The following is a 26901-nucleotide window of genomic DNA, read 5'->3' as shown; positions in this document are numbered from 1 at the left end:
ATAAAGTATTATCTTTTAAATCATATGAATTGTTGGCTTACTCCATCGACCTCCGCTTTTCTATTCGGACAATTAACCATTTCCCATGGGCTGAATACTATAAAAACATGAATTCATGTACAGCAGTTCTGTTAATGAGGAGTGTGATAGGAAATGTGTGGTATTACAGGCTGGATTAATTTTGATAAATCACTTAAGAACGAGGCGGGTACACTTACCAAAATGACAAATACACTGGCAAAAAGAGGACCTGATGAGACCAACATCTGGTCTGAGACACATGTCGCTTTTGGCCATAAGAGACTTATTGTTGTCGACCCTGAAGGGGGAAGGCAGCCAATGTCCAAACAAAAAGACGGCTTCGATTACACCATTTGCTACAATGGGGAATTATATAATACAGAAGATATCCGCAAAGTTCTCCATACTAAAGGGTATTCATTTAAAGGTCATTCTGATACAGAAGTTCTATTATCTGCCTATATAGAATGGGCGGAAGAGTGTGTAAATTACTTAAATGGGATTTATGCATTTGCCATCTGGGATCGTAAGAAGGAACAGCTGTTTATTAGTCGTGACCGCTTAGGGGTTAAACCATTATTTTTCAGAGAACACAAGAAGGGGCTTGTATTTGCTTCTGAAATCAAGGCTATTTTAGCCCATCCAGAAGTGAAAACAGAGATTGATCAAGAGGGGCTTGCTGAGATCTTTGGAATCGGCCCTTCCAGGTCACCGGGTTCTGGTGTTTTTAAAGGGATTAAAGAACTAAGACCAGCCCATGCATTAACATTTTCAAAAAATGGTTTGAAAATTTGGAGATATTGGAATGTAAAAAGTGGTGAACACAAGGATAATGTGGAAGAAACAGCAGAAAAGGTCCGTTATTTAGTCACCGATGCGGTAACAAGGCAGCTTGTTTCCGATGTTCCTCTAAGTACCTTTTTATCTGGCGGACTAGATTCTAGCATCATCACGGCCATTGCCGCAAAAGGATTCAAGGACCAAAATAAGGGGCAGTTACACACTTATTCAATCGATTATGAGGGTAATGACAAATTCTTTTCTTCAAATGAATTCCAGCCGGATGCTGATGGGAAATTTATTCAAATGATAACGGATAAATTTAATACAAAGCACCATAACAAAATTATTACTCAAAAGCAATTGGTCAATGATTTGGTGGAAGCTACACATGTCAGAGATCTTCCAGGGATGGCTGATGTGGATTCATCGTTACTGTGGTTTTGTAAGGAAATCAAACAGGATTTTGTTGTCAGCCTTTCAGGGGAATGTGCGGATGAAATTTTCGGGGGGTATCCTTGGTTCCATCGAAAACAAGACTTAGAACGTCCAGGATTTCCGTGGATGAGATCTGTATCTGAAAGACAAAATTTGTTGAAATCGCATTGGCAGGAAAAATTAAAATTAAATGACTATGTCATGGAAAAGTATTATCAAGCGGTCGCCGAAACCCCGAGGCTAGAGGGTGAAAGCGGGGAAGATTCTAAGCGCAGAGAATTATTTTATATTAATATGATTAATTTTATGACGACATTACTTGATCGGAAAGACCGAATGAGTATGGGCGCAAGCCTGGAAGTCAGAGTTCCCTTTGCTGATCACCGTCTTGTAGAATATGTATGGAATATCCCATGGGAGATGAAAATGTATCGAGGCAGGGAAAAAGGGATTCTTAGAAAAGCCTTTGAAGGTATATTACCAGAGGAAGTATTGTACCGGAAAAAAAGCCCTTATCCAAAAACACATAATCCTGCCTATACCATTGCCGTTCAAAAACTGGTGGAAAATATATTACAAGATAAATCCTCAGCATTGCATGAATTTTTTAATAAAGAACAGCTTGAGAGTATCGTCAAGTCTGGTGGAAATTCATTTCAAGAACCTTGGTTTGGGCAGTTGATGACAGGACCACAGTTATTGGCATATCTTGTGCAGCTCCACACATGGTTTAAAGATTACAATATTAACATAGTAAATTAAAAAGGAATTTCCGATAAAACGAAGAATTAAAATTTGGAATAAGGACTTGATTAGATTAAAATGGTGTAGGGAAGAGGATATCCTCTTCTTTTTTTAGAGGAGGATATAACTTTATGAAAAAAATTACTTTTATTTTAATGCTATTATTACTAAATTCATCATTTCCTGCAAATGCTGCTGTTGAAAAAGAAGAACGTTTGTGGCAGGATGAATCCGTTTATTCTATCATGGTAGATCGTTTTAACGACGGGGATAGAAAAAATGACATCGATGTTAATGCCAAAGACCCATTAGCATATAACGGCGGTGATATCCAAGGTATTATTGATAAATTGGATTACATCCATGATATGGGATTTACTTCGATTCGACTAACTCCGATAGTTGACAATGTGAAGAATGGCTACCATGGTTTTTGGGTGAATGATTTTTACAAAGTAGACGAGCATTTTGGCACAATTAAGACTTTCCAAACGCTTGTAAAAGAAGCGCATAAGCGAAAGATGAAGGTTATCATGGATTTTGTGACGAATAATGTAGCCGCGGACCATCCATGGTTAAGTGATACTAATAAGCAGGACTGGTTTCATGAAAAAAAGGATACCCTAGCTGGAAATGAAAATCAGAAGGAGCTTGAAATGGGCTGGTCGGAGGGCCTGCCTGACCTTAATCAGGACAACCCTGAAGTAAAAAAGTACTTAATTGATGCAGCAAAATGGTGGATTAATAAAACGGATATTGATGGTCTTAGTCTACCAGAAGTAAATTATGTTCCAGTAAGCTTTTGGACAGATTTTTCAACTGAAGTTAAGAAAGAAAACAAGGATTTCTTTCTGTTGGGAGTCATGTCAAAAAATACTTCAACTAATCTGAAAGAGTATGAAAGTGCTGGAATAGATAGTGTAGTTGATTACTCGTATAGCGAAAAGTTAAGAAAAACGTTTGCAGGTACGGATCAATCTTTCAGCACACTTTATTCGGATGCTGATAATGGTCTGAACTCCTTATTAAGGGCAAATTTTATGGATAATGAATATACGTCAAGATTTACGAGTGACATTGTGGCAAAGAAACAATTCCCTGGCTCACGCTGGAAAACTGCATTGGTTTATCTTTACACGACACCTGGAATCCCCTTCTTTTATTATGGAAGTGAAATTGCTTTAAATGGGGGAGAAATCCCGGATAACCGTGGGCAAATGAGCTTTCGAGCGGAAAAGGACCTGATTGATTATATTACCAAGGTGAGTGAATTAAGAAATCAGCTTCCATCGCTAACAAGAGGGACAATGGAAATGCTCTATGATCAAAAGGGAATGGCAGTTTATAAACGAGTTTATAAAGGTGAAACGTCAATAATTGCAATCAATAATTCGAGTAAATCCCAAAGTGTTACGTTAACAAATAGTCAAATTGAAGGTGGAAAAGAGCTGCGGGGCCTGTTGGCAGGAGATAAAGTTCAAAGTGAAGATAATAAATACATGATCATCCTTGATCGGGATAATTCAGAGGTATATGTTTTAGCTGAGAAAAGTGGCATCAAATTCTCATTAATTGCAAGCTTAGCCGTTGTATACCTGTTGTGTTTCTTATTTCTTTATAAAATAAGGAAACGAAGAAGATAAAATGTCGGGGAAATCCCCGACATTTTTTTAACTATTGATAATTTCTCCGCCATTTACATGTATCATTTGCCCGCTTACATAGGAGGAGTCATCTGAAGCCAGGAAAACATAGCTTGCGGCCAATTCAAATGGTTGTCCTGCTCTCCCCATTGGGGTAGTTGATCCGAAAGCTGCAACCTGGTCTGCGGGGAAAGTCGATGGAATGAGTGGTGTCCAAATGGGACCTGGAGCCACACCATTAACACGAATCCCTTGAGGTGCTAGAGACATCGCTAAAGAGCGGGTAAAGGAGACAACCGCACCTTTTGTAGCTGAATAGTCCAATAATTGTTCATTCCCCTTGTAAGCAGTAATCGAGGCAGTATTAATGATGGATGCCCCTTGTTTTAAAAAAGGCAGAACCATTTTAGTCATATAAAAAAAGGAGAAAATATTCGTTCGGAACGTTTTTTCCAATTGATCCGAAGTAATAGACAATAAGCTTTTTTGCGGATGTTGTTCCGCTGCATTGTTGACGAGTATATCTAAATGGCTAAACTCAGAATGAATCTTATTGACAGTCTCCTTACAAAAATCTTCATTGCCAATGTCACCCGAATAAAGAAGACATCTTCGACCCTCGGCTTCAATCATTTGTTTAGTTTCTTCTGCATCTTGATGCTCTTCTAAATAGACAATAGCAATGTCTGCACCTTCTTTGGCAAAATAAATTGCAACTGATTTTCCTATACCACTGTCGCCACCGGTAATAATCGCTGTTTTACCTGCTAATTTTCCTCCAGGCTTATAATTAGGATCAACTGAAATAGGCCGAGGATCCATTTCACTTTCTATGCCAGGTTGATGGTTCTGATGCTGAGGTGGAAAGATATTCTTTTGTTTATTTTGATTGTTGCTCATTTACTAAAACCTCCAAGTGTTTACTCACAATTAGTTTTAGTTAAATGGGTTAAATTATGAAAAATAAAGATAATAAAAAGCGAAAGGATTTTAAATCCTTCCGCCGTTTTGTTTTACCGATAATTAATAAACTGGACATCTACAGTTAAGTCCGCTTCGCGCACGAGGGAGATTATTTTTTGTAAATCATCGCGGTTTTTACCGCTAACACGAACTTGGTCGTCCTGTACCTGACTTTTTACCTTGACGCCACTATTTTTAATAATTGTATTGATTTTTTTTGCATTTTCTTTATCAATACCTTGAACAAGCTTGGCTCTTTGGCGAACAGTTCCACCTGATGCTTTTTCGACTTTCCCATAGTCAAGATTTCTAACGGGAACGCTTCGTTTCATCAATTTGCTAAATAAAACATCTTTAAGCTGGTCCATTTTATATTCATCATCTGAAATAAGAACAAGCTCTTCTTTTTCTTTATCAAGTGAGACTTCACTTTTACTGCCTTTAAAATCATAGCGAGTGCCAATTTCCTTCATGGTTTGGGCAATCGCATTTGAAACTTCAGATAAGTCTACTTGAGATACAATATCAAATGAGCTATCTTTTGACATAACAAAACCTCCATTTAATAACGATTTGTGAAACCCAGCCTGCTAAAGTTTCCCTTTATGGGTACATTATAGTAAAATATAGCAGTTGTAACAACTGCTTAGGAAAATTCTCCGAAAAAGAAAGAAGGAGTTATATATGTCTTTAAATGAACTTATTGGTCAAACAACCACATTAACAGTCGCCCGTAAAGCATCCTTTGGCTATTTTTTAACAGACGGTAATGAAGATGTTTTGCTGCATATAAATCAAGCCAATCAAGAATTAGAAGAAGAGGATCAGGTTGAGGTGTTTCTTTATGTTGATTCAGAAGGTCGAATCTCTGCATCAACCACAATTCCTGAGGTTGCGATTGGACGATATGCTTGGGTTAAAGTAACGGACATAAATCCCAGAATTGGCGTCTTTATCAATATAGGACTTCCAAAGGATATTTTGTTAGGAATCGATGATTTGCCTGTGCATAAGTCCGTATGGCCGAAGCCAGGAGATTTAGTCTACATAACTTTAAAGCTAAGCAGCAATTACCTTCTTTACGCGAAGCTTGCCAGTGACCAAGTAATTGAATCCATTTCCGTAAAAGCAACAAGAGAAAATTTTAATAAAAATGTGCAGGGACATATTTATCGCACAGCTAAAGTAGGCAGCTGGATCTATACAATAGAAGGGTTCAAAGGTTTCATTCATGAATCACAAAGACCAGAAGAGCCACGGATAGGTGAAAAGGTTGAGGGAAGGATTATTGACGTTAAGGAAGACGGAACAATTAATGTTTCTTTACTGGCAAGGAAAGAGGAATCACAGGATCTAGATGCGGAACGGATATATGAATATCTAATGAGCAGAAATGGAGCCATGCCCTATAACGATAAAAGCATGCCTGAAGATATTAAGGATCGTTTCGATTTGAGCAAAGGTGCCTTCAAGCGGGCACTTGGAAAGCTCATGAAAGAGGGCAGGGTATACCAAGAGGGCAACTGGACATATGTAAAGAAAGATTAATGTGTTTTTACATACTCTTTTCAAATTGACAGAAACTAAAGTGAATCTATTTGAAAGGGGTAAGGATATGCCACACACATCAGACAACGATAAAAAAGCAAAAGACAACAATGCCCTTCGCCATGAAAAGAATATGATGCGCGAAAAAAATCGTCAAGCTGGAAAAAATCAATACTCCAAGCTGACAGACCATAAATAGAAAAATGAGTGAGGTGCGCACCTCACTCATTTTTTTCTTATTAAGAAGGCATTTGATTTAAGAAAAAAATGGCGATTGTTCCTGCACCTGTATGTGACCCAACGGCAGAACCAATGGAAGAAATGAATACCTCTTTCGGATGGAATTCTTCTTTAATCAGTGCTTTCATTTCTAATGTAGTTTCTTCACAATCAGCTTGGCTAATCCCAATCACTTGGTCTTTCATATTTGCCCCGCGTTCCTTCATGATTTCGATGATACGGCGCATTACTTTTTTCTTCCCACGTATTTTTTCAATTGGAACAAGTTTTCCGGCTTCTACATTTAAGATGGGCTTAATGTTCAATAATCCGCCGAGGAAGGCAGATGCTTTTGATACTCGGCCACCCTTTGCTAAATAATCTAAATCTTCAACAGTAAAAAGATGTTCCATGTGTTGGCTTCTAAAAACAACATCTTCTAAGATTGTTTCTTTACCGACACCTTTCATGGCGAGTGATGCTGCTTCTATAACTACAAGACCAGATCCAAGCGATGCACATTTTGTATCGACAATTGTTAATTTAAAATTTGGATATTTTTCCTTCACTTGGTCAAGAATCATAACAGCGGTTGAATATGTACCAGATAATTCTGAAGAAAAAGCTATGTATATCCCATCTTCATCTTTTTCTGCCATTTCGGTAAATACTTCCTCAAACAGAAGTGGGGAGACTTGAGATGTTTTTGGAACAACACCATTACGGATTGCCTCATAGACGGTGTTTGGATCAATTGATTTTACATCTTCAAATTCTTTTCCATTAATCTCGACTTTTAAAGGAAATAAAGTAACATGATTCTCTTCATAAAAACTTTTTGGTAAATCGCATGCGCTATCAGCTAGTATTCTTACCTGCATGAAGCTCACCTGCTTTCAGGCTAATTTATAGTTTCAGTTTATCGGTTTCACCATAAAAATACAATTAGCAATCACGACAAAAGTATTAATGGACTGACAATCAAATAAAAAGGGGGAAATTGAAATGATATGGCTCCAGGCGCAAAAACTGGCAGTGGTGGCAGCGGGTTCATTGTTAGGTGCATTAGCAATGAATTTATTTTTAATACCTGCAAATATTTATTCAAGTGGATTTACTGGAATAGCGCAACTACTTTCAAAGGTGTTAAGTGACTATTCTCCTATCCATGTTTCACTAGGGTTCTTATTATTATTGCTGAATATTCCTGTGGCCATTTTAGGCTGGAAAAAGGTAGGGAAATCCTTTACCGTCTATAGCTTTATAAGTGTTGCCCTTTCCTCGTTGTTTTTAATACTAATTCCTATTAAACAAGTTTCGAATGATATTCTTCTAAATGCTGTTTTTGGTGGCGTTATCCAAGCTGTTGGCGTCGGGATTACGTTAAAATGGGGGGCTTCAACAGGCGGAGTAGATATCATTGCAATGGTTTTATCGAGAATGAAAGACAAGCCGATTGGACCCTATATGTTGGTTATAAATGGAGTGATTATTATAACAGCAGGATTTTTGTATGGCTGGGAGAAAGCACTTTATACACTTGTCACTTTATATACTTCGACTAGAGTGATTGACGCCATTCATACTAGACATGCAAAACTCACTGCAATAATTATTACCAAAAAGGCTGATGTCATGAAAAAGGCGATACAAGAAAAACTTGTAAGAGGAATCACGATTCTACCAGCAAAAGGTGCGTTCTCAAACGAAGCAAGAGAAATGTTGATGGTTGTTATTACCCGCTATGAGCTCTTTGATTTGGAAAGGATCCTTAAGGAAGTGGATCCCAATGCCTTTACAAATATCATTCAAACAACCAATATCTATGGATTTTTTCGCAAGGAATAGAGTTAAAAAGGAAAGCAGAAGCGCCTTGTTCAGGGGCGACAGGCATAAGACGAGCCGGCTTGAAGGTTGCTTTTTAACCTTCAGTACGGATTGGCTTATGACCCCGAGCCCCTAGGCTCTGTAGCTAGACAAAAAGAAAAGCGGAAGCGCCCTTAGGTGCCTCCGCTTTTCCTTTTAACTCATCTGTTCAAGCTCTTGTTGCATTTGTTGGAGCTGTGCTTGCTCTGCTACAGTCGAATTTGCATAAGCAGAACTTAATGCATTTTTAGCTTTCGCGACAGCAGAATCAAGATCAGCTGGGTCGGCAGACTTCGCCATCTCAACAAATCTTCGTGCTTCTTGGAACAATTGGTTTCCCATGTTATATTCCTCCAAGCGAGGATTCTTGCACATTGGACATCTTCTGAGCTTCCGCTTCAGCGTATGTCATGTGATAAGGAATACGTTCAGCATGCTTACTGACCGTATCCACTCCTTGCTGGACAAAGCGTTTTGATTTGTTTCGTTTACCCATTCGAATCCCTCCAATATGCTCATAGCTCATATTGAAACAGCAACGCTGCCTCAAAAAATAGTATGTACCAAAAGGGGGCGGTTCATTTAGGTAAACAATGGTGAAATGAGTGTTAATATTTTATATTTAACAAATCCGCCAAATATTGAGCAACACCATCTTCTTCGTTACTTAAAGTGACGTCATTAGCAATATTTTTCACACTGTCGATTCCATTTCCCATGGCAATTCCATGACCAGCATATTCAAGCATTTCAAGGTCGTTGTCTTCATCGCCAAACGCAATAATTCTATCAGCGGGAATACCATAATAATCAGAAGCCTTTTTTAACCCCACGGCCTTACTTAAGCCAACCTTTATAATTTCAACCACATGCCATGGAGCGGCCCAACTGCGATGATCGATAACTTCTGCATGGACAGCCGATAAGTGTTCGCGAATTATCTTTAATTGATCCGCCTCCGTATGAATTAATAAACTCGTGGGTGAATCATTTAGATAATTTGCCAGGTCTCCCGTAGTGATTTTTGGATTGCCAAAGTTGAAAATATCTAACAGCTTTTCATCATGGTAATGGAAGTAAACATCATCGATCACTTCGGCAATTATATTATGGAAGTGGAAACTTCTGCACGCTTCCACAATTTCTTTTGCAACCTTTATATCAAGAGGTTCATGATAAAATCCCCAGTCAGGTTTTCGAGGGTGATGCATAAATGCTCCATTGAAATTGACAATCGGAGTGTCCAAATCCAATTCCCGATAGTACATCTCACTGGAACGATAAGGCCTTCCTGTTGCAATCATAACGATATGACCTTGTTCTCTTGCTTTTTTAATAATTCCGTGTGTTTTTAATGATATCGTTTTATCATCTTTTAATAATGTCCCATCCAAATCTAATGCAATTAAGTGTCTATCTGTCATAATAACTCCTTCTAATTATAATTTTCATCGCTAATAAAGTGCGTCGCTTTAGGAAAAAATTTATATACATGTTACACTGCAATTATGAATTTAATACTTAGTGGAATTATTAATTCCTATATTTACTATGTTAACAATTTTATATCTAAACTGTAAAAAAATTCACACCAAATGATATAAAAAAACTATATACTTTTTTAAACTAAGTCTCAATCTTGGCATGCTTGATAATTTGCTATAATAGAGTGGGACAAAGATAATGAAGGAGTGGATCAAACATGAATGAAGAACTAAAAGAAAATATCATGGGTGCCTTAGAACTAGTAATCGACCCTGAACTAGGAGTAGATATTGTTAATTTAGGATTAGTATATAATGCTGAAATGGATGAAGAAGGAAACGTAACGATTACCATGACGTTAACTTCAATGGGCTGCCCACTTGCTGGAACAATTGTTGACCAGGTTAAACGGGCATTGGCCGACATTCCGGAAATCAAAGAAGTAGAAGTAAATATTGTTTTTAATCCTCCATGGAATAAAGAAATGATGTCACGTTATGCGAAAATCGCATTAGGAATTCGCTAAGCTTAATTAGAGGCTTTTGAACTCTCAGTAAAATAAGCGTATTTTTTAGAAACAGCAGATTTTCTGCTGTTTTTTTATTTCAAAATAAGAAAGTTGAAAATTTGAACTTAGATAACTGTCTAGCTCCAGCGCCCAGCGGCTAGTGTACTTCGCCCTTTTCCCTACGATAAGTCAACATCGGATCGCTAACGCCCTCCGTGTTTCCTTTATCTCAGACAAAGTGCTCCAGTCCATACGCAGCTAACCGGGCGCTTACGCTTTTCTTATTCTTCACGATTCAGACATATCTAGCTTACAGAATGTGAGATAGTTCACTTTTTTCAAATATAAACACCTTTATAATACAGATAAATAAGGCTGTTGGATTTGAATAGCCGTTATTAGGAGGCGTTTTATATGGCTATTAGCCGAGATTTTAATAAAGACCCTTTTATCGTAATATGGGAACTCACTAGAGCTTGTCAATTAAAGTGCCTGCACTGCCGTGCCGATGCACAGTATAAAAGGGATCCACGTGAACTATCTTTTGAAGAAGGAAAAAATCTAATTGATCAAATATATGAAATGAACAATCCGATGCTTGTTTTTACTGGCGGAGACCCGCTGATGAGAGAAGATGTTTTTGATATTGCGAAATATGCAGTTGAAAAAGGCGTACGGGTATCAATGACCCCAAGCGCGACATCAAATGTAACAAAGGAAGCAATTGAAAAAGCAAAAGAAGTTGGTCTTGCTCGCTGGGCATTTAGTATTGATGGTCCTAGGGCTGAGATTCATGACCATTTTAGAGGAACAGCTGGATCATTCGACCTTACCATGGAAAAAATAAAATATTTGCATGAAGTTGGATTACCCATTCAGATTAATACGGTGATTTCCCGTTACAATATTGACTATCTTGATGAAATGGCAAAAATGGTTGAAGATTTAGAATGTGTGTTATGGAGTGTCTTTTTCCTAGTGCCAACAGGAAGAGGTCAACAATCAGATATGATTTCTCCAGTTCAACATGAAAAAGTATTCAGATGGCTATATGATTTAAGTAAGCGCGTATCTTTTGATATCAAAACAACAGAAGCTATGCACTACAGACGTGTTGTGATTCAACAAAAAATGCGCGAAGCGAAGGAAACAACAGATGAGATTGAGTATTTAAGCGCATTAACAGAAAAAGGATTAACAGGCTCTATCGATGGTTTAGGACGAGCACCAAAAGGTGTTAATGATGGTAATGGTTTTGTTTTCATCTCCCATATTGGCGATGTATATCCAAGCGGACTATTACCCGTTAAAGCTGGTAATATTCGGGAAACGCCATTAGCTGAAATTTATCGTGAATCACCAATTTTCCAATCACTAAGAAACCCAGATCTTTTTAAAGGGAAATGTGGTGTCTGTGAATTCCGTTATGTTTGCGGGGGATCAAGGTCTAGAGCTTATGCAATGACTGGAGATTATCTAGAAAGCGAGCCATTCTGTGTTTATATTCCTAAATCATTATGGGAAAAGCAAGAACAGTAATTAAAACCGATAATAAAAGGCTACCTCATTAAAGTGAGACAGCCTTGCCTATATTGATAACTGCAATAAGTAAAGGCCAGCCTATTCGATACTGCAATAAACGGCAGAACAATTTTCACAGTCGATTTCATTTTTTAAGTATTGTAAATCCAATATTGAGATCTTTCCTTTTTTAACTGAAATGATTTTATCTTTCTTTAGTTCACTAAGTATACGGTTTGTACTCTCCCGCGAAGTACCGCAGAAGTTGGCAAGTTCTTGGTTAGTTAACGGCAGATCTATTAAGATTTCATTATCTTTTTGAATACCATAACTATTCGACATACGGATAAGAGTTGAGAAAAGGCACCTCGTTTTCCATTTAAAACGAGGTCGCGAAATTTTGTTTGTGTTTTCCGGAAATGATCACTCATCCATTTCATAAATTCAAAAGCCAGCTTACTGTTTTGGAAAATTTCACTTTCGATTATATCCTTTTTTATTGCTACGATTTCTCCTTCTTCAAGAACCATTGCACTTAATAAATATCTGGGGTTATCAGTAAATAGGGTTAATTCCCCGCATATATCATTTTCTCCACAAATTCTTAATGAAAGTTCACGGCCATCTGAAGTAATTTTACTGATTTTTAATCATGTTTATTTATTTTCTTTTTGAATTTTAGGTTAAATGAATAAAATCTGTAGAGGAAAATTTTTACCAAAACAGTTATTTATAGATTGTAAAACTTCTGCTAAGATAAGAATTGTATTTAAAAGTATTGTTATAGTGAATAAAGTAACAGTTTTTTTATCTAAAGACTGGTACACTGGATATCATTAGGTTCCTTAAAATAATGGAGTTGATATGGAATGGAAAAAACCATTATTAAAGATAAATTAAATAGACCATTGCATGACTTAAGAATTTCTGTGATTGATCGATGTAATTTCCGTTGCCAATACTGTATGCCAGCAGATCAATTTGGTCCTGATTTTGAGTTTCTTCCTAAAAGTGCTTTGCTATCCTATGAAGAGATCGAACGACTAGCGAAAATATTTGTTAGTTTGGGTGTGGAAAAAATTCGCCTAACTGGAGGAGAACCTCTTCTTCGAAGAGATATGCCTATTCTTGTTAAGAAGCTGTCAGCTATTGAGGGCTTACTTGATATCGGATTAACGACGAATGGTGTGCTCCTGCCGAAATTTGCCCAAGATTTAAAGGAAGCAGGACTCAAAAGAGTAAATGTCAGCCTTGATACCTTGAACGATGAATTGTTTGGCCAAATTAACGGGCGTGGGGTTGGAACTGGGCCAGTTTTGGAAGGCATTGAAGCAGCGAAACAAGCAGGTCTTGGGGTCAAAATTAATATGGTTGTCAAAAAAGGTTTGAATGATACTGAAATTATTCCAATGGCAGAGTACTGCAAGGAGAACAGTCTGGAGCTTCGCTATATAGAATTCATGGATGTTGGCTCCACGAACGGCTGGAAAATGGATGATGTTATTACAAAAAAACAGATATATTATTTGTTAAAAGAACAATTTGATCTTGAACCCGTTGACCCAGCCTATTACGGAGAAGTGGCAAAGGTGTACCGCTATAAAGATAAAGATGTGAATGTAGGATTTATCACATCTGTTTCGGAATCGTTTTGTTCTAGTTGCACTCGTTCTCGACTTTCAGCGAATGGTCAGATTTTTACTTGTTTATTTAATGGGAATGGGCATGATATCCGTAATTTTATGAGAAACGGTGCCTCTGACGCAGAAATCCGTGAGCGGGTGAGCGCCATTTGGAATGGACGAGATGACAGATATTCAGACGAACGAACAGCCGAAACGCACAAAAACCGTAAAAAAATAGAAATGTCCTATATTGGTGGTTAAACTCTCTTCCAGGAAGAGAGTTTCTTTGTACAAAAAAACAGGCCGCTTTAAGAAAAGCGGACTGTTGATTTTATTAAAGATACCTAGGAAATAGGATGTTGTTTTCAAGATGCACATGCATAAAGGTTAATCCTTCTAATGCTTCCAAGCGTGCATATACTAAACGGTACGTACCGCATGCATCCAGAGGTAGAGTGTAGTCAGAAGTTACTGCACGGATTTCTCTTAAAATTTCACCGGCATGGTCATGTTCCTTTTCTAATTCAACAATCATTGCAATTGCTTCTTCACGATTCTCCACGGTTCCATCCGCGAGCTGCTTAATTAATGGAAATACAACAGCTTCCTCTTTCGCCATATGCTCCATCAATTCTTTTTTGAATTCATAGAAGAGTTCGTAAACCTTTAGTAACTCTGGATGGATATCTCCATGGACACGTGAAACCTTCGTTACATAGGGACTTAGCATAGTTAGTTCCTCTTCAGATACACGATGGTAGTTGGAAATGACATGATCAATAATTGTAGTTGAATCAGAATTAGTCCAAACCTCAACATCTTTCTCGGTGTTTTCGTATTTTTCAAATACCTCTTTTAATTCATCTAACAAAGTTTCAAGGTTAAGCTTATTTTGAGCAACTGCTTCAGTTAACGGGATATTACCACCGCAGCAAAAATCGATTCGGTTCTTTTTGAAAACATCACTTGTTTTAGGTAATTCGTTAACAATATCTTTAATTAATGAATTGGCTGTAATTGTAAAACTCATCTTTAATTTCCTCCCAAAGTCCAAGATTAAATCTAACCTAAGCATAATGTAAAATAGAAAAAAACAAGGTGACCTAAATCACACATTCCCTATGATCTTATATTTTTTGGCAAGATTCTTTTATTTTGTGACATTTGATATGTTAGTTAGTTTTTAATAAGCTTATAATGTTGATTAGTCGATGACTATTAGTACATATCACAAGGGATAGATATTTGTTTAAGGCAGGAGCTGATTATTTTGTTCGAAAGAAGAAGACCGATTCCAATTGGAGAAGCGGTCAAAAGCATAATGGAATATCAATTACTTGGTGTGACCGAACAAGTTTCGATAAATGAAAGCTTTGGCCGCTTTTTATCGGAGGATTTGATCGCAACTAGCGATGTGCCCCATTTTGACCGTGCACCGTATGATGGCTTTGCTGTCAGGTCAATCGATACACGTGAGGCATCGCTATCCAATGTAGTTGAATTTGAAGTGGTCGATCACATCGGCGCGGGAATGGTTTCTACTAAAGTAATTGGGGAGCACCAAGCTGTTAGAATTATGACTGGCGCAATGATGCCAGTGGGAACAGATGCTGTCGTTATGTTTGAGGTGGCAAAGGCCTACGAAAAGAATGGAATCCCATATATGTCCATTAAACGCAGCTTTAAAAAGGGTGATAATGTTTCGTTCAGTGGTGAAGATGCCAAGCAGGGTGAAGTTTTGGTGAAAAAAGGAACATTGATAAATCCTGGAATTCAAGCAATGCTTGCAACGTTTGGATATGAACGAGTGTCCGTTGCGAAAAAGCCACGTATTGGTTTGTTTGCAACAGGGACAGAGCTTTTAGAAGTAAATGAAGCCTTGGTTCCAGGAAAAATTCGTAATAGTAATTCACATATGATTGCAGCCCAAATTGAAAGAGCGGGAGGCATTGTTCACTATTTTGGAAAGCTTCCTGATGAATTTGACACTTGCTTTGAAGCAGTTCAAAAAGCAATAAATGAAGTAGACTTATTAATTACCACCGGCGGGGTGTCAGTTGGGGACTTTGATTATCTGCCTGCTATCTATGAAAAGCTTGGGGCAGAGGTTTTCTTTAATAAAGTTGCCATGCGCCCTGGAAGTGTGACGACGGTTGCACAGCACAATGGGAAGCTTCTCTTTGGACTTTCGGGTAATCCTTCGGCTTGTTATGTAGGCTTTGAATTGTTTGCCCGTCCAATTATCCGTAGGTTGCTTTTTTCAGAAAAACCTCACCTTCGTAAAGAGCAAGCTCTTTTAGAAGTAGATTTTCCTAAAGCCAATCCATTTACAAGGTTTGTCCGAAGTTCTACATTTATAGATGCGGGAAGACTAAAGGCAACACCGAGTGGACTTGACAAGTCTAACATTATTATGAGCCTTTCTGGAGCGAATTCGTTGATGATTCTTCCAGGCGGAACTAGAGGCTTTACAGCCGGAAGTGAAGTGGATGTCCTCCTGCTTGAAGACCAGGTTGGCAGTGTGTGGCCTTGGTAAAGCCTGTTATCTTTCAGGTGGTTGGTTATCAAAATAGTGGTAAAACAACCATAACAGCCAAAATGATCGAAGACTTAGTAAAAAAAGGACTTAAAACAGTTACGATTAAGCATCATGGTCATGGAGGAAGGCTCGCAGCGCTACCGCAGAAAGATACAGAAAAACATCTAAATGCAGGTGCTCTTGCCTCGATTGTGGAAGGAGATGGAAGTTTAATGTTACAGGCTGACAATTTCTATCCATCACTAGAAGATCAGATTGAGTTAATGAAATTCTTTCATCCAGATGTAATATTAATCGAAGGCTATAAGTTTAAGTCCTTCCCGAAGTTACTCCTATTAAGAGATGAAAGTGACCTTACTTTGTTAGATACCGTAAGTAATGTTTCAGCTATTGTGTATTGGAAGGAAGTAATGCTAGAGCAAATCACATCAAGAATCAATGTGCCCAGCTTTCATATCAACGATGAAGGTGCATTAATCTGGACTGCGCAAGTACTTCAGGAGCTTGTTCATAATATTGATCAAAAAAGTTAATAAAATTGTCAAAGCTGTTACTTTTGTCACAGCTTGAAATATGGATATACTCTACAATACAAATTAGGGGATATAATGTTTGTTAAAATAGAATTATGGGTCTTTAATGGAAATACAGCAATCACTCATCAGATAACCGACCTAGAGATGATTGAAGTTACCTAGTAGATGAGATAGATTTGCTGTACTTCCATTTTAACCTAAACAAATTTGTCACAAAAAGAAGGCGGAGTCCTTCTTTTTTACTGTAATTATGTGATGTGTTTCACTTATTTTTCCGCTTAGCTGGCTTATATTTAGGTTAGTCAAGGAAGAGGAGTGAAAATAATGGAGTTATTTTTACCGAAACAACATGGTGCGTGGGCAATGCTAATCATCCCTTTTTGGCTTGGTGTCATTGGCAATTCAAATAATCTTATTAAAATAAAAAAATCGGTCGATATGACCGATTTTTTTGCTTTATTTTAAGTTGTTTGCCAGCAGCAATCCTAATCAACTTTACAGATTTCGGTTGGACAATCTTCACAATCAATTTCCCGTTTTAAATACTCTAAATCATGAATAGTAATTGTTCCTTTATCTATTGACAGGATACCGGCCTTACGTAAATCGCTCAACAAGCGATTTACTACTTCTCTTGATGTACCACAAAAATTGGCTAACTCTTGATTGGTTAATGGTAATTCAATTAATATTCCTTTATTGGTTTTAATTCCATAACTATTGGTAATTCGAATAAGTGTGGAATAAAGAGCCCCTTTTTTTCCATGAAGAACCAAATCACGAAACTTGGTTTGTGTTTTTCGATATTGTTGACTCATCCACTTAATGAATTCAAATGAAAGTGCCAGATTTTGCGAGAGTTTTTCTTCAAGCATGTCTTTCATAATAACGGCTACTTCACCACTCTCGACAACACGTGCACTTAATAAATATCTTGAAGAAGGGGAAAATAAGTTTAATTCACCAACAAAATCACCACGCGAGCACATTCTTAACGTAAGTTCTCTTCCGTCAGGGATGATCTTGCTGATTTGAAGAATGCCACTTTGAACAATATACAATTCATCGGCTACAGAGCCTTCTTGAAATAAAAAGGTACCTTTTTCAACTTTTTTTATATGGTGAACGGTATCAAAAAGATGGGACAGTGTTACCGGCATTTCTTTTACTGACTGCATACTCATAACCACCTTTAAAGGTACGAATTCAATGCTCATTTGATTTAAAAAAATGACAGTCAAGGTTTAATTTGCTAGATAATACTATAATTATATTGTTAACAAAGAATAATTAGCAACAAATGAGCAATAAGTTCATACAATCGTCAAAAGTTTGAAGAATCTTTGCGTATTTCTTAGGAAATAATGTCGACTAATAAGATAATTTGCAAAAAAATTCCAATAATGGGCCGCTAACAAAAAGGTAATAATAAAGATGTAGAAGAGAAGGAGGGAAAAAAATGGGCCAAAATCATCAGTTTAAATCAGGAAAAAAAGCACCTAATAATGGGGTGTATGTTGAAATCGGTGACACGGAAAGCAATGTTAATAATCCCAAAAAAATAAGGCTAAAAGCAGGGGATCCATTTCCTGAAACATCAAATGATGAACGTGTTTGGACATATCAGCGGAAACCATAAATAAATAAGGAAAAGGTCATCCATAGGGTGGCTTTTTCTTTTGCCTGCGCCTTGGCGTTTGTGGGCAATTTTTGCTGTTTTTCTTCTTTGCAAAAATTTACTTTTTATATTTGACGTTTTATAATAAAAGAAAAGGTCAAAATTGGTCAAAGAGGTGTGATGAAAAATGGATATGAATCGAATGACAGAAAGGTTACAAAAGGGGCTAATGGATGCTCAGTCGCTAGCTGTAAAAAAAAACCATCAAGAGATTGATGAACCCCATTTGTTTTTATGTTTAATGGATCAAGAAGATAGTCTCATTTCTTCTATATTAGAAAAGTCAGGTGTCCCTCCCGAAAAAATTAGAAAGAACCTTACTGCTGCTCTTGCTAAAAAACCAGAGGTTACGGGAAGCGGGGTTGAACAGGGAAAACTTTATATCACAGCCAAGCTGCAAAAAATTTTTGTCAGTGCCGAGGAGTTTGCCAAAAAGTTTTCTGATGAGTATTTATCGGTTGAACATATTCTGTTAGCTGCTGTCTACGCGAAGGATTCAGAAATGCGAAAGATTTTACAAAACGTTGGAATTCAACCAGACAAAGTTTTGCAAGCAATTAAAGAAATCAGGGGGAACCAAAGAGTGACATCACAAAATCCAGAAGCAGGATACGAAGCACTAAAAAAATATGGACGGGATCTTGTTGCTGAGGTTAAAGAAGGAAAAATGGATCCAGTAATTGGCCGTGATTCTGAAATCCGCAATGTAATTCGGATATTATCAAGGAAGACAAAGAATAATCCTGTTTTAATCGGTGAACCTGGTGTAGGGAAAACTGCAATTGTGGAAGGGTTGGCACAAAGGATAGTTAGGAAAGATGTACCGGAAGGACTCAAAGATAAAACAATTTTCTCATTGGATATGAGTGCACTAATTGCTGGAGCCAAGTTTAGAGGTGAGTTTGAAGAAAGATTGAAAGCAGTCCTAAATGAAATCAAAAAAAGTGAAGGACGAATATTGTTATTTATTGATGAAATTCACACGATCGTAGGAGCCGGTAAGACGGAAGGCGCGATGGATGCAGGTAATATGTTAAAACCAATGCTGGCCCGTGGTGAACTTCATTGTATTGGAGCAACTACTCTAGATGAGCACCGAAAATATATTGAAAAGGATCCAGCGCTTGAACGTAGATTTCAGCAGGTACTGGTTCAAGAACCAAACGTTGAAGATACCATTTCAATCTTAAGAGGGTTAAAAGAACGATATGAAGTGCATCACGGTGTTAAAATTCATGACCATGCCTTGGTTGCTGCAGCCACATTATCTGATCGTTATATCACCGATCGTTTTTTGCCTGATAAAGCAATTGATCTAGTCGATGAGGCTTGTGCGTTAATACGTACTGAAATAGATTCAATGCCTACCGAATTAGATGAAGTAACACGCAGGGTTATGCAATTGGAAATTGAAGAAGCTGCCTTAAGTAAAGAGGTTGATGAGGGGAGCAAGTTGAGGCTGGAGGCACTCCTAAAAGAACTAGCTGATTTAAAAGAAACAGCCAATGAAATGAAGGCGAAATGGCTTCAAGAGAAACAAAGTATACAGAAATTGCAGGAGAAAAGAGAACAACTGGAAAAACTTCGCAGGGAGCTTCAACAAGCTGAAGATAAATACGATTTAAACCGAGCGGCAGAGCTTCGCCACGGTCAAATTCCGTTAGCAGAAAAAGACCTAAAGGAACTCGAAAAAGCAACTGCTAAGGATGAACGTTTGCTTCGTGAAGAAGTTACTGGAGAAGAAATCTCCAATATCGTATCAAGATGGACAGGAATACCCCTTTCTAAGCTAGTAGAAGGGGAGAGAGAAAAGCTGTTAAAATTGGAATCCATCCTACACGAAAGAGTCATCGGCCAGAATGAGGCAGTAAATTTAGTGGCAGATGCAGTACTCAGGGCGCGTGCTGGAATTAAGGATCCTAATCGACCAATTGGATCATTTTTATTTTTAGGTCCGACAGGTGTTGGGAAAACGGAGCTAGCGAAAGCATTGGCCGAGTCTTTATTCGACAGTGAGGAACATATTATACGTATCGATATGTCTGAATATATGGAGAAGCATGCTGTGTCCCGCCTAATTGGAGCCCCTCCAGGCTATATTGGCTATGAAGAAGGCGGACAATTGACGGAAGCAGTAAGGAGAAGACCATATTCTGTTGTTTTAATGGATGAAATTGAAAAAGCTCATCCTGAGGTATTTAACATTCTCTTACAAGCGCTTGATGACGGAAGAATTACAGATTCAAAAGGGCGTGTCGTTGACTTTAAAAATACAGTTATTATAATGACTTCTAATATTGGCTCACATTTTTTACTAGAAAGAAGTGAAACCGAGGTTGAAATCTCTGAAGAGGTAAGGGAGAAAGTGATGAGTCAATTACGGGGACATTTCCGTCCTGAGTTCTTAAATCGAATCGATGAGACGATCCTCTTTAAGCCGCTATCATTGGATGAAATTAAGAATATCGTTGCCAAAATGATGAGAGAACTTCAAAATCGGTTAAAACATCAACAAATTGATATAATCATTAATGAGGAAGCAAAAGAATTCATTGCCGTAAATGGATTTGATCCAATTTATGGGGCAAGGCCTTTAAAACGATTTATTCAAAGAAACATTGAAACCAAGCTAGCCCGTGAAATTATCGCTGGCAAGTTACATGATCAGTCTAGAGTGGAAATAAATATTAACGACGGTGAGATTACTTTATCGGTTCATTAGATACCTATAGAAAAAGGTCATCCATTTGATAGGATGACCTTTTTCTTAATGTTTTGTTGCAGGCTCGTTAGGAATTATTGCAGCAGCAATGTAAATCAAGATTGTTACCCCAACTGAAGCAATAGCAGCAGGCATAAATTCATATTTAGCACCTGCAGTCATTGAACTCACTACATATGTAAGCATTTGCACTAAAAGAAATGACCAGAAAAAGGTCCAAAAAAATCGCACTATTTTTCACCTCTAACCTATTTTACATCTTCATTTATATTATCATATGATTCTGAAATGATAAAGTGAAACTTCCGCCAGTGGTAAGTAATACCACTCAGGCTATTCCGGCCATTTTCCGTTTTTAAAAGGGTAATTACTAATTTTCCAGCTGAGCTTAATAAAATAGGCTAACCCCCCTTTCATCTTTAATAAGGCGGCATACAATACTGTGAGGAAATATGTAAAAGGAGATTTATCTATGGAGAATCGTAATTTTCAGATGGATACCCAATGGAATATTATTCACTACCCTGAAAAGCCTACCGGATTTGGGATCTTAATAATTGGAGATGAAAGGCATTTTGTCGATGAAAGTAAATGCTTTTGGACACAAAATGAAGGAAGGTTAGCTATTGTTAACCAGCTTAAAGAAAAAGGGTACACCATTTTTTCCTCAAATCTATATGGGCGAAACTGGGGAAGCAATAATGCAGTTGAGCTTGCCGAGAGGTTATACCAGCATGTTATAAGAAGTGAAATATTAAATAACAAAATCCATATCTTAGCCGAAGGTATGGGGGCGCTGGTTGCCATAAGTTTAATGGAGAAAATGAAAGGGCGAATACGGTCAATTATTCTGCTCAACCCCATTATTTCCTTGAAAAACCATCTTGAACAAGAAAAGGAACATAAATTCTTTTATAAAAAGTTAATGAGGGAATTAGTAGTAGCACATCAAATGGACCAATATGTACTCGAAAACCATATTTTCAGTATGGATGATAAAATAAATCTTCAATTTGGATGTCCAGTTAAAATTATTCATGTCCTTTCAGGGGGGAAATCGTATAACCAATCTAAAGTGTATCACCAAATAATCAGTGACCCAGAAATAAACCCTACTTTCATTCTACCTGAAAAAAAACAACAGCTTGGCAATATGATGTTAAAGTTTTTCAACAACCATGAATCGATCCTCTAGGCTGGTCCTCCCCAAAAAGAAATAATTCCTTAGCGATACGCATAGGATTCATTAAGGTAAGTATGGGGAGGAATATTTTATGGACAAGGCAATTATATTTGGGATGTTTGACTTTGTTGGTTTTCACGTTGGCAAAAACCTGCTCAATAAAGGAATAGAGGTCAATGGCGTTCATATAGATGAGGTTGATAATATAGATTTTCTTGATGAAAAAAGACTTGAAGTCGGTAGAAATGCAAACTTTCTGGAAAAATCATTATTCGAGTTGGAGAATAGTCCTAGAGAAGACATGAGTAATACAAGGATTATATTTTCTATATATGACTTATTTATGCTTAAAAAGGAACAAATTTTACAAAATGAAGAGGTAACAAAGCCGATAATTCAGTATATAGAGGACAATAACAAACATGCGAATATCGTTTTTATTCTTCCGATTCAAATGCTTACCAGTACATTTAGGGGAAAAGAAATTGAGGGATTCCTAAGTAAGATAAACGGATTAGTAAAGAATACACAGATATTGTATTTACCTGCTATTTATGGTCCATGGCAGCCGTTAACTTTTTTGTTTCAAAAAGCTATTGTTTCTAAATATAAAACGACAGATATAACTCATGAAGAACGGGAATGGATAAACGATGTCATATTTGTTGATGATGCCATTAAATCAATTTTAGAAATCATAGAAAAAGGAAAACCTGGGAGTTATTTGATTGAAAGTGGAAGGGATGACCAATGGTTCAGGTGTGCTTCTTTCCTAAAAATCAATGAAAATCAGGCTCGGTTAAGTAACTTATCATCAATACAAGGTGATCTTCCAGTATTAAAAATAACAGTTAGAAAGGTAACCCCAATTACAGATTCTATCCTGGCACAAATGGAACATGTGCAGCGATTGTATGATAATCGTTTATAAGGCAATTGGCATACTGATTGAAAGAATCATGAAATATATGAACATAAAAAAAGATCCAGATGTGTTGTGGTTTTTAAAATTGTCTTTTCATTTATTTGTTGAAAGGTTAGAATAAAATTGGAAAAAGCAGTCATAGAATTATTTTCCTTTGTTCTATAAATTAATAATGTAAAGGAAACGTGTTATAGAAATGGCAACAGTACGAAGGAGATGCATGAAATGATAAACCGTTTCGGAATCATACTTTTATGCCTTTTTTTGCTTGGGGCCTGCGGAGAAACAAAACCTAGAGGTAAAATAAAAAAGGTTGGATTGTTAGTACCTGAAACGGTCAATGACCAAGTATGGGGGACGAAGGGCTTTAAAGGTTTGTTAAAGATACAGTCAAAATTTAATGTGGATGTGTTTTATAAAGAAGGAATGAATTCAGAAGCAGTTGTCGAACGTGCAGTAGAAGAGTTTGACCAAAAAGGGGTAAATCTAATATACGGCCATGGGTCTGAATATGCTGAATACTTTAATAATCTTTCTAAAGATTATCCTGAAATCCATTTTATTAGTTTTAATGGTGATGCTAAAAACAAAAACACAACTAGTCTGAATTTTAAAGCTCACGCGATGGGTTTTTTTGGAGGAATGGTTGCTGCACATATGTCAAAAACACAAAATGTCGGTGTTATAGCTGCCCATGAATGGCAGCCAGAGATTGAGGGCTTCTATCAAGGGGCTATGGCTGAAAATAAAAACACGAATGTTAGTATAGAATATGTTGGAAATTGGGATGATGAAATAAAAGCCGTTAGATTAGCAAATGACATGATGGAAAAGGGAATTGATGTGATTTATCCTGCTGGTGACGGGTTTAATGTGCCAGTAATAGAAACAGTAAAGGAACACGGCATGTATGTAATCGGTTATGTTTCTGACCAATCTGATTTAGGTGAATCTACGGTATTAACAAGTACCATACAGCAGGTAGATATTTTATATGAAAAAGTTGCAGATCTATACAATAAAGGGGAACTAAAAGCAGGTAACCTTTCCTATGATTTTCAAGACAATGTTATTTCACTTGGTAAATTTAGTCCCCATGTAAACAAAGAATTCATTCAGGAGATAAACAATCAAATTGAAGATTATAAAAAAACAGGAAACTTGCCAAAATGAAAAATTGAAGGAGTACATATGAACAGTCAAGATAAAACTTTTCAATTTATGCAGATCGCGATGAAATACTTACCAGAAGCAAAGGAACAATTGGACACGGCCGGTGTGGAATTATCAATGGAATTAATCGAGCCATTCATGAATCTTTTTACAAAGGTCATGCAAGAAGCATATGAACTCGGTCTAGCTGAAGGTCGAAAAGAACTATAAAAAGGAAGTAAGCTCTCGTAATAGGGGGCTTATTTATTTTTTTTGCTATGTTAAGGATTATTTGTTGATTTTACAGCCAAGTTTTATTGGAGAGAAGCGCCTGAAGTGTAAATCAACTGCAAAGTTTAATTAGCCATTTTTTTTAATGGAATATACTTATTCGGAGAGAGAAATAAGAAGAAACAGTTGCTTAAAATAGGCTTTATTTGATAAAATTAGTACCAAGTCATAATAATTGATATTAAACTTTAGGATATAGAGAATCTTGCGAAAAAAAAGGAGTTGGAACTTGTGAAAGCAGGTATTGTTGGGATTGGCAGGTATTTACCAGAGAAAATTGTCACCAATAAAGATTTAGAAAAAATAATGGATACCTCTGATGAATGGATTCGTACGATGACAGGTATCGAAGAAAGAAGAATTGCTGCCGATGATGTTAATACATCAGATATGGCATTTGAAGCAGCAAAACAGGCCATTCAAGATGCTGGAATTACCGCGGAAGAGATTGATTTAATTTTGGTAGCTACCGTTACACCTGATACACCTTTTCCATCGGTTGCCTGCAGAATTCAAGAAAGGCTGGGGGCAAAAAAGGCGGCAGCGATGGATGTCAGTGCAGCATGTGCTGGCTTCATGTACGGAATTGTGACAGCGAAACAATTCATTGAAACCGAAGTTTATAAATATGTCCTAGTCGTTGGCGTGGAAAAGCTTTCGAAAGTTACTGACTGGAGTGACCGCAATACGGCAGTATTGTTTGGGGACGGGGCTGGTGCCACCATAATTGGACCTGTTTCAGAAAATCGCGGAATCCTTTCCTTTGAGCTTGGAGCAGATGGGACTGGATCAAAACACCTTTACCAGGATGAATATATTATTATGAATGGTAGAGAAGTGTTCAAATTTGCTGTAAGGCAAATGGGGGAAAGCTGTATCAATGTTCTCGAAAAAGCAGGTTTAACAAAGGATGATGTTGATTTCCTTATTCCTCATCAGGCCAATATTCGTATTATGGAAGCATCTAGACAAAGATTAGAGCTGCCAGTCGAAAAAATGTCCAAAACGATTAATAAATATGGTAATACTTCTGCTGCATCGATTCCAATTTCGATTGTGGAAGATTTAGAAGAGGGAAGAATTAAAGATGATGACCTCATTGTCATGGTTGGCTTCGGCGGAGGCTTAACTTGGGGAGCAATTGCCATTAGATGGGGAAAATAAAGAGATTTTTTTTGATAAATAACCATACGAAACAAGATACGAAATGAAGGAGATAGATAAAATGGAAAAGCGCAGGGTCGTTGTAACAGGCGTAGGTGCAGTAACCCCACTTGGAAATGATGCTGAAACAACATGGAAGCACATATTAGAAGGTAAATCAGGGATTGGGCCATTGACAAGAGTTAATGCAGATGAATATCCTGCAAAAGTTGCCGCAGAATCTACTGATTTTAACCCAGAAGCCTTTATGGATAGAAAAGATGCACGCAAAATGGACCGTTTTACACAATTTGCAGTTGCATCGGCATTAATGGCAGTAAAAGATGCTAATTTAACTATTAATGAAGATAACTCCCATCGTGTTGGAGTATGGATTGGTTCTGGCATCGGCGGAATGGAAACATTTGAACAGCAATACGAAATATTTCAGAAGAGAGGCTACAAGCGTGTAAGCCCATTCTTTGTACCAATGTTGATTCCTGATATGGCAACAGGACAGGTTTCAATTATACTTGGGGCAAGAGGGTTCAATTCTTGTACAGTAACTGCCTGTGCAACAGGAACTAATTCCATAGGTGATGCCTTTAAAGTAATTCAACGCGGTGATGCAGATGCAATGGTGACCGGCGGAGCGGAAGCACCAATTACAAAAATGTCTGTCGCAGGCTTCTGCGCGAATACGGCTCTTTCAACAAATCCAGACCCGAAGACAGCTAGCAGACCATTCGATAAAAACCGCGATGGCTTTGTTATAGGTGAAGGTGCCGGGATCATTGTTCTGGAGGAACTTGATCATGCCTTAGCACGTGGTGCTAAAATCTATGCCGAAATTATTGGTTATGGGGCAACTGGTGATGCTTATCATATAACTGCACCAGCACCTGGTGGTGAAGGTGGTGCCCGTGCAATGAAAATGGCTATTAATGATGGCGGATTAAAACCTGAGGAAATTGATTATGTGAATGCGCACGGGACTAGTACTGAATATAATGACAAGTTTGAAACCCTTGCGGTAAAGGAAGTATTTGGCGAACATGCATATAAATTAGCAATCAGCTCAACTAAATCTATGACAGGACACCTTCTAGGTGCAGCAGGTGGTGTCGAAGCGATTTTCACTGTTTTAGCAATAAGAGACAGCATCCTTCCTCCAACAATGAATTATGAAACACCTGACCCTGAATGTGACTTAGATTATGTCGTCAATAAAGCACGTTCGAAAGAAATTAAAGCAGCCATGAGTAATTCGCTAGGCTTTGGCGGCCACAACGCAACGATTGTTTTCAAAAAATATGAATAAGTAAAAAATTCGGCCAGAGATATTTTCTGGTCGAATTTTTTTTGAGAAAT

Annotated in this window: 28 protein-coding genes and 1 pseudogene; 19 read left to right on the top strand and 10 right to left on the bottom strand. The window is 37.5% G+C overall.

The features are described 5' to 3' along the window. Positions 1-153 precede the first annotated feature (153 nt). Positions 154-2001 carry an asparagine synthase (glutamine-hydrolyzing) gene (gene asnB, locus J7E66_RS10075; protein ID WP_214999681.1) on the top strand — a complete coding sequence of 616 codons (1848 nt, stop codon included), beginning with the start codon at positions 154-156 and terminating at the stop codon, positions 1999-2001. A 113-nt stretch (positions 2002-2114) separates the two neighbouring features. Then, complete coding sequence (locus J7E66_RS10070) at positions 2115-3626, top strand: alpha-amylase family glycosyl hydrolase (RefSeq protein ID WP_214999679.1); 1512 nt, start codon at positions 2115-2117, stop codon at positions 3624-3626. A gap of 27 nt (positions 3627-3653) precedes the next feature. On the opposite strand, the gene J7E66_RS10065 is transcribed toward J7E66_RS10070, so the two are convergent. Both J7E66_RS10065 and J7E66_RS10060 read right to left on the bottom strand, forming a co-directional pair. Continuing rightward, complete coding sequence (locus tag J7E66_RS10065; protein ID WP_214999677.1) at positions 3654-4526, bottom strand: SDR family oxidoreductase; 873 nt, start codon at positions 4524-4526, stop codon at positions 3654-3656. Positions 4527-4639: 113 nt separating this feature from the next. Beyond that, the gene (locus J7E66_RS10060) at positions 4640-5137 is read right to left on the bottom strand and encodes a YajQ family cyclic di-GMP-binding protein (RefSeq protein ID WP_088086042.1); all 498 of its coding nucleotides are present in this window, start codon (positions 5135-5137) and stop codon (positions 4640-4642) included. A gap of 136 nt (positions 5138-5273) precedes the next feature. Between J7E66_RS10060 and J7E66_RS10055 the strand changes: the two genes are divergently transcribed. Together J7E66_RS10055 and J7E66_RS10050 are read left to right on the top strand one after the other, a co-directional pair. Further along, the gene (locus tag J7E66_RS10055) at positions 5274-6137 is read left to right on the top strand and encodes a CvfB family protein (RefSeq protein WP_214999675.1); all 864 of its coding nucleotides are present in this window, start codon (positions 5274-5276) and stop codon (positions 6135-6137) included. Positions 6138-6204: 67 nt separating this feature from the next. After that, positions 6205-6336: a DUF3941 domain-containing protein gene (locus tag J7E66_RS10050; protein WP_214999673.1), complete on the top strand. Its 132-nt coding sequence runs from the start codon at positions 6205-6207 to the stop codon at positions 6334-6336. A 40-nt stretch (positions 6337-6376) separates the two neighbouring features. Here the strand turns inward: J7E66_RS10050 and J7E66_RS10045 are convergent, their stop codons facing one another. Continuing rightward, positions 6377-7237, bottom strand: a complete 861-nt coding sequence (locus J7E66_RS10045; protein ID WP_214999672.1) for a DegV family protein — start codon at positions 7235-7237, stop codon at positions 6377-6379. A 124-nt stretch (positions 7238-7361) separates the two neighbouring features. Between J7E66_RS10045 and J7E66_RS10040 the strand changes: the two genes are divergently transcribed. Then, positions 7362-8204: a YitT family protein gene (locus tag J7E66_RS10040; protein ID WP_214999670.1), complete on the top strand. Its 843-nt coding sequence runs from the start codon at positions 7362-7364 to the stop codon at positions 8202-8204. Between the two features lie 174 nt (positions 8205-8378). Here the strand turns inward: J7E66_RS10040 and J7E66_RS10035 are convergent, their stop codons facing one another. The 3 genes from J7E66_RS10035 to J7E66_RS10025 form a co-directional block, all read right to left on the bottom strand. Beyond that, the gene (locus J7E66_RS10035) at positions 8379-8564 is read right to left on the bottom strand and encodes a DUF3813 domain-containing protein (protein WP_214999668.1); all 186 of its coding nucleotides are present in this window, start codon (positions 8562-8564) and stop codon (positions 8379-8381) included. A gap of 1 nt (position 8565) precedes the next feature. Further along, entirely contained in the window at positions 8566-8718 is a 153-nt protein-coding gene (locus J7E66_RS10030) for a hypothetical protein (RefSeq protein ID WP_168242474.1), read from the bottom strand. Positions 8719-8830: 112 nt separating this feature from the next. After that, positions 8831-9646 (bottom strand): Cof-type HAD-IIB family hydrolase, encoded by an 816-nt coding sequence (locus tag J7E66_RS10025; protein ID WP_251032857.1) that lies wholly within the window; start codon positions 9644-9646, stop codon positions 8831-8833. Between the two features lie 278 nt (positions 9647-9924). On the opposite strand from J7E66_RS10025, the gene J7E66_RS10020 reads away from it, so the two are divergent. Both J7E66_RS10020 and J7E66_RS10015 read left to right on the top strand, forming a co-directional pair. Next, complete coding sequence (locus J7E66_RS10020) at positions 9925-10233, top strand: metal-sulfur cluster assembly factor (RefSeq protein ID WP_088086048.1); 309 nt, start codon at positions 9925-9927, stop codon at positions 10231-10233. Between the two features lie 396 nt (positions 10234-10629). Beyond that, entirely contained in the window at positions 10630-11754 is a 1125-nt protein-coding gene (locus J7E66_RS10015) for a TIGR04053 family radical SAM/SPASM domain-containing protein (RefSeq protein WP_214999666.1), read from the top strand. 81 nt (positions 11755-11835) lie between these two features. On the opposite strand, the pseudogene J7E66_RS10010 reads toward J7E66_RS10015, so the two are convergent. After that, positions 11836-12386: pseudogene (locus tag J7E66_RS10010) on the bottom strand (Crp/Fnr family transcriptional regulator); the annotation flags it as partial. A gap of 219 nt (positions 12387-12605) precedes the next feature. On the opposite strand from J7E66_RS10010, the gene moaA reads away from it, so the two are divergent. Beyond that, positions 12606-13622 carry a GTP 3',8-cyclase MoaA gene (moaA, locus tag J7E66_RS10005; protein ID WP_214999664.1) on the top strand — a complete coding sequence of 339 codons (1017 nt, stop codon included), beginning with the start codon at positions 12606-12608 and terminating at the stop codon, positions 13620-13622. Between the two features lie 73 nt (positions 13623-13695). Here the strand turns inward: moaA and ric are convergent, their stop codons facing one another. Further along, a complete protein-coding gene (gene ric / locus J7E66_RS10000; RefSeq protein WP_214999662.1) occupies positions 13696-14391 on the bottom strand; it encodes an iron-sulfur cluster repair di-iron protein in 696 nt (231 codons plus the stop codon). 240 nt (positions 14392-14631) lie between these two features. On the opposite strand from ric, the gene J7E66_RS09995 reads away from it, so the two are divergent. The 3 genes from J7E66_RS09995 (at position 14632) to J7E66_RS31715 (ending at position 16901) form a co-directional block, all read left to right on the top strand. Beyond that, positions 14632-15897: a molybdopterin molybdotransferase MoeA gene (locus J7E66_RS09995; RefSeq protein WP_214999660.1), complete on the top strand. Its 1266-nt coding sequence runs from the start codon at positions 14632-14634 to the stop codon at positions 15895-15897. Further along, positions 15885-16433 (top strand): molybdopterin-guanine dinucleotide biosynthesis protein B, encoded by a 549-nt coding sequence (gene mobB, locus J7E66_RS09990; protein WP_214999658.1) that lies wholly within the window; start codon positions 15885-15887, stop codon positions 16431-16433. The genes J7E66_RS09995 and mobB overlap by 13 nt, the downstream gene beginning before the upstream one ends. A 327-nt stretch (positions 16434-16760) precedes the next feature. Continuing rightward, positions 16761-16901 (top strand): YwiC-like family protein, encoded by a 141-nt coding sequence (locus J7E66_RS31715; RefSeq protein WP_251032856.1) that lies wholly within the window; start codon positions 16761-16763, stop codon positions 16899-16901. Positions 16902-16921: 20 nt separating this feature from the next. Here the strand turns inward: J7E66_RS31715 and J7E66_RS09980 are convergent, their stop codons facing one another. Then, positions 16922-17614 (bottom strand): Crp/Fnr family transcriptional regulator, encoded by a 693-nt coding sequence (locus J7E66_RS09980; RefSeq protein ID WP_374103840.1) that lies wholly within the window; start codon positions 17612-17614, stop codon positions 16922-16924. Positions 17615-17895: 281 nt separating this feature from the next. On the opposite strand from J7E66_RS09980, the gene J7E66_RS09975 reads away from it, so the two are divergent. Together J7E66_RS09975 and clpB are read left to right on the top strand one after the other, a co-directional pair. Further along, positions 17896-18075 carry a YjzC family protein gene (locus tag J7E66_RS09975; protein WP_214999654.1) on the top strand — a complete coding sequence of 60 codons (180 nt, stop codon included), beginning with the start codon at positions 17896-17898 and terminating at the stop codon, positions 18073-18075. Positions 18076-18241: 166 nt separating this feature from the next. Then, complete coding sequence (gene clpB / locus J7E66_RS09970) at positions 18242-20836, top strand: ATP-dependent chaperone ClpB (protein ID WP_214999652.1); 2595 nt, start codon at positions 18242-18244, stop codon at positions 20834-20836. Between the two features lie 45 nt (positions 20837-20881). Here the strand turns inward: clpB and J7E66_RS09965 are convergent, their stop codons facing one another. After that, positions 20882-21067, bottom strand: a complete 186-nt coding sequence (locus tag J7E66_RS09965) for a YjzD family protein (protein WP_168242484.1) — start codon at positions 21065-21067, stop codon at positions 20882-20884. Between the two features lie 241 nt (positions 21068-21308). Here J7E66_RS09965 and J7E66_RS09960 point away from each other — a divergent pair, with 241 nt between their 5' ends. The 6 genes from J7E66_RS09960 (at position 21309) to fabF (ending at position 26851) form a co-directional block, all read left to right on the top strand. Beyond that, positions 21309-22031, top strand: coding sequence for an alpha/beta fold hydrolase (locus J7E66_RS09960; RefSeq protein ID WP_214999650.1), 723 nt, complete (start codon positions 21309-21311; stop codon positions 22029-22031). 79 nt (positions 22032-22110) lie between these two features. Then, a complete protein-coding gene (locus J7E66_RS09955; protein ID WP_214999648.1) occupies positions 22111-22950 on the top strand; it encodes a Rossmann-fold NAD(P)-binding domain-containing protein in 840 nt (279 codons plus the stop codon). Between the two features lie 219 nt (positions 22951-23169). Next, positions 23170-24117, top strand: coding sequence for a BMP family ABC transporter substrate-binding protein (locus J7E66_RS09950; protein ID WP_214999646.1), 948 nt, complete (start codon positions 23170-23172; stop codon positions 24115-24117). Positions 24118-24135: 18 nt separating this feature from the next. Continuing rightward, positions 24136-24327, top strand: coding sequence for a ComZ family protein (locus J7E66_RS09945; RefSeq protein ID WP_088086062.1), 192 nt, complete (start codon positions 24136-24138; stop codon positions 24325-24327). A gap of 291 nt (positions 24328-24618) precedes the next feature. After that, positions 24619-25551, top strand: a complete 933-nt coding sequence (locus J7E66_RS09940; RefSeq protein WP_214999644.1) for a beta-ketoacyl-ACP synthase III — start codon at positions 24619-24621, stop codon at positions 25549-25551. 61 nt (positions 25552-25612) lie between these two features. Beyond that, a complete protein-coding gene (gene fabF / locus J7E66_RS09935) occupies positions 25613-26851 on the top strand; it encodes a beta-ketoacyl-ACP synthase II (protein WP_214999642.1) in 1239 nt (412 codons plus the stop codon). The last annotated feature ends 50 nt before the right edge of the window (positions 26852-26901 follow it).

This window comes from Bacillus sp. ISL-7 (genome assembly GCF_018613065.1).
Note: the sequence above shows the minus strand (reverse complement) of the source record. Positions and strands in the feature narration are given on the sequence as shown.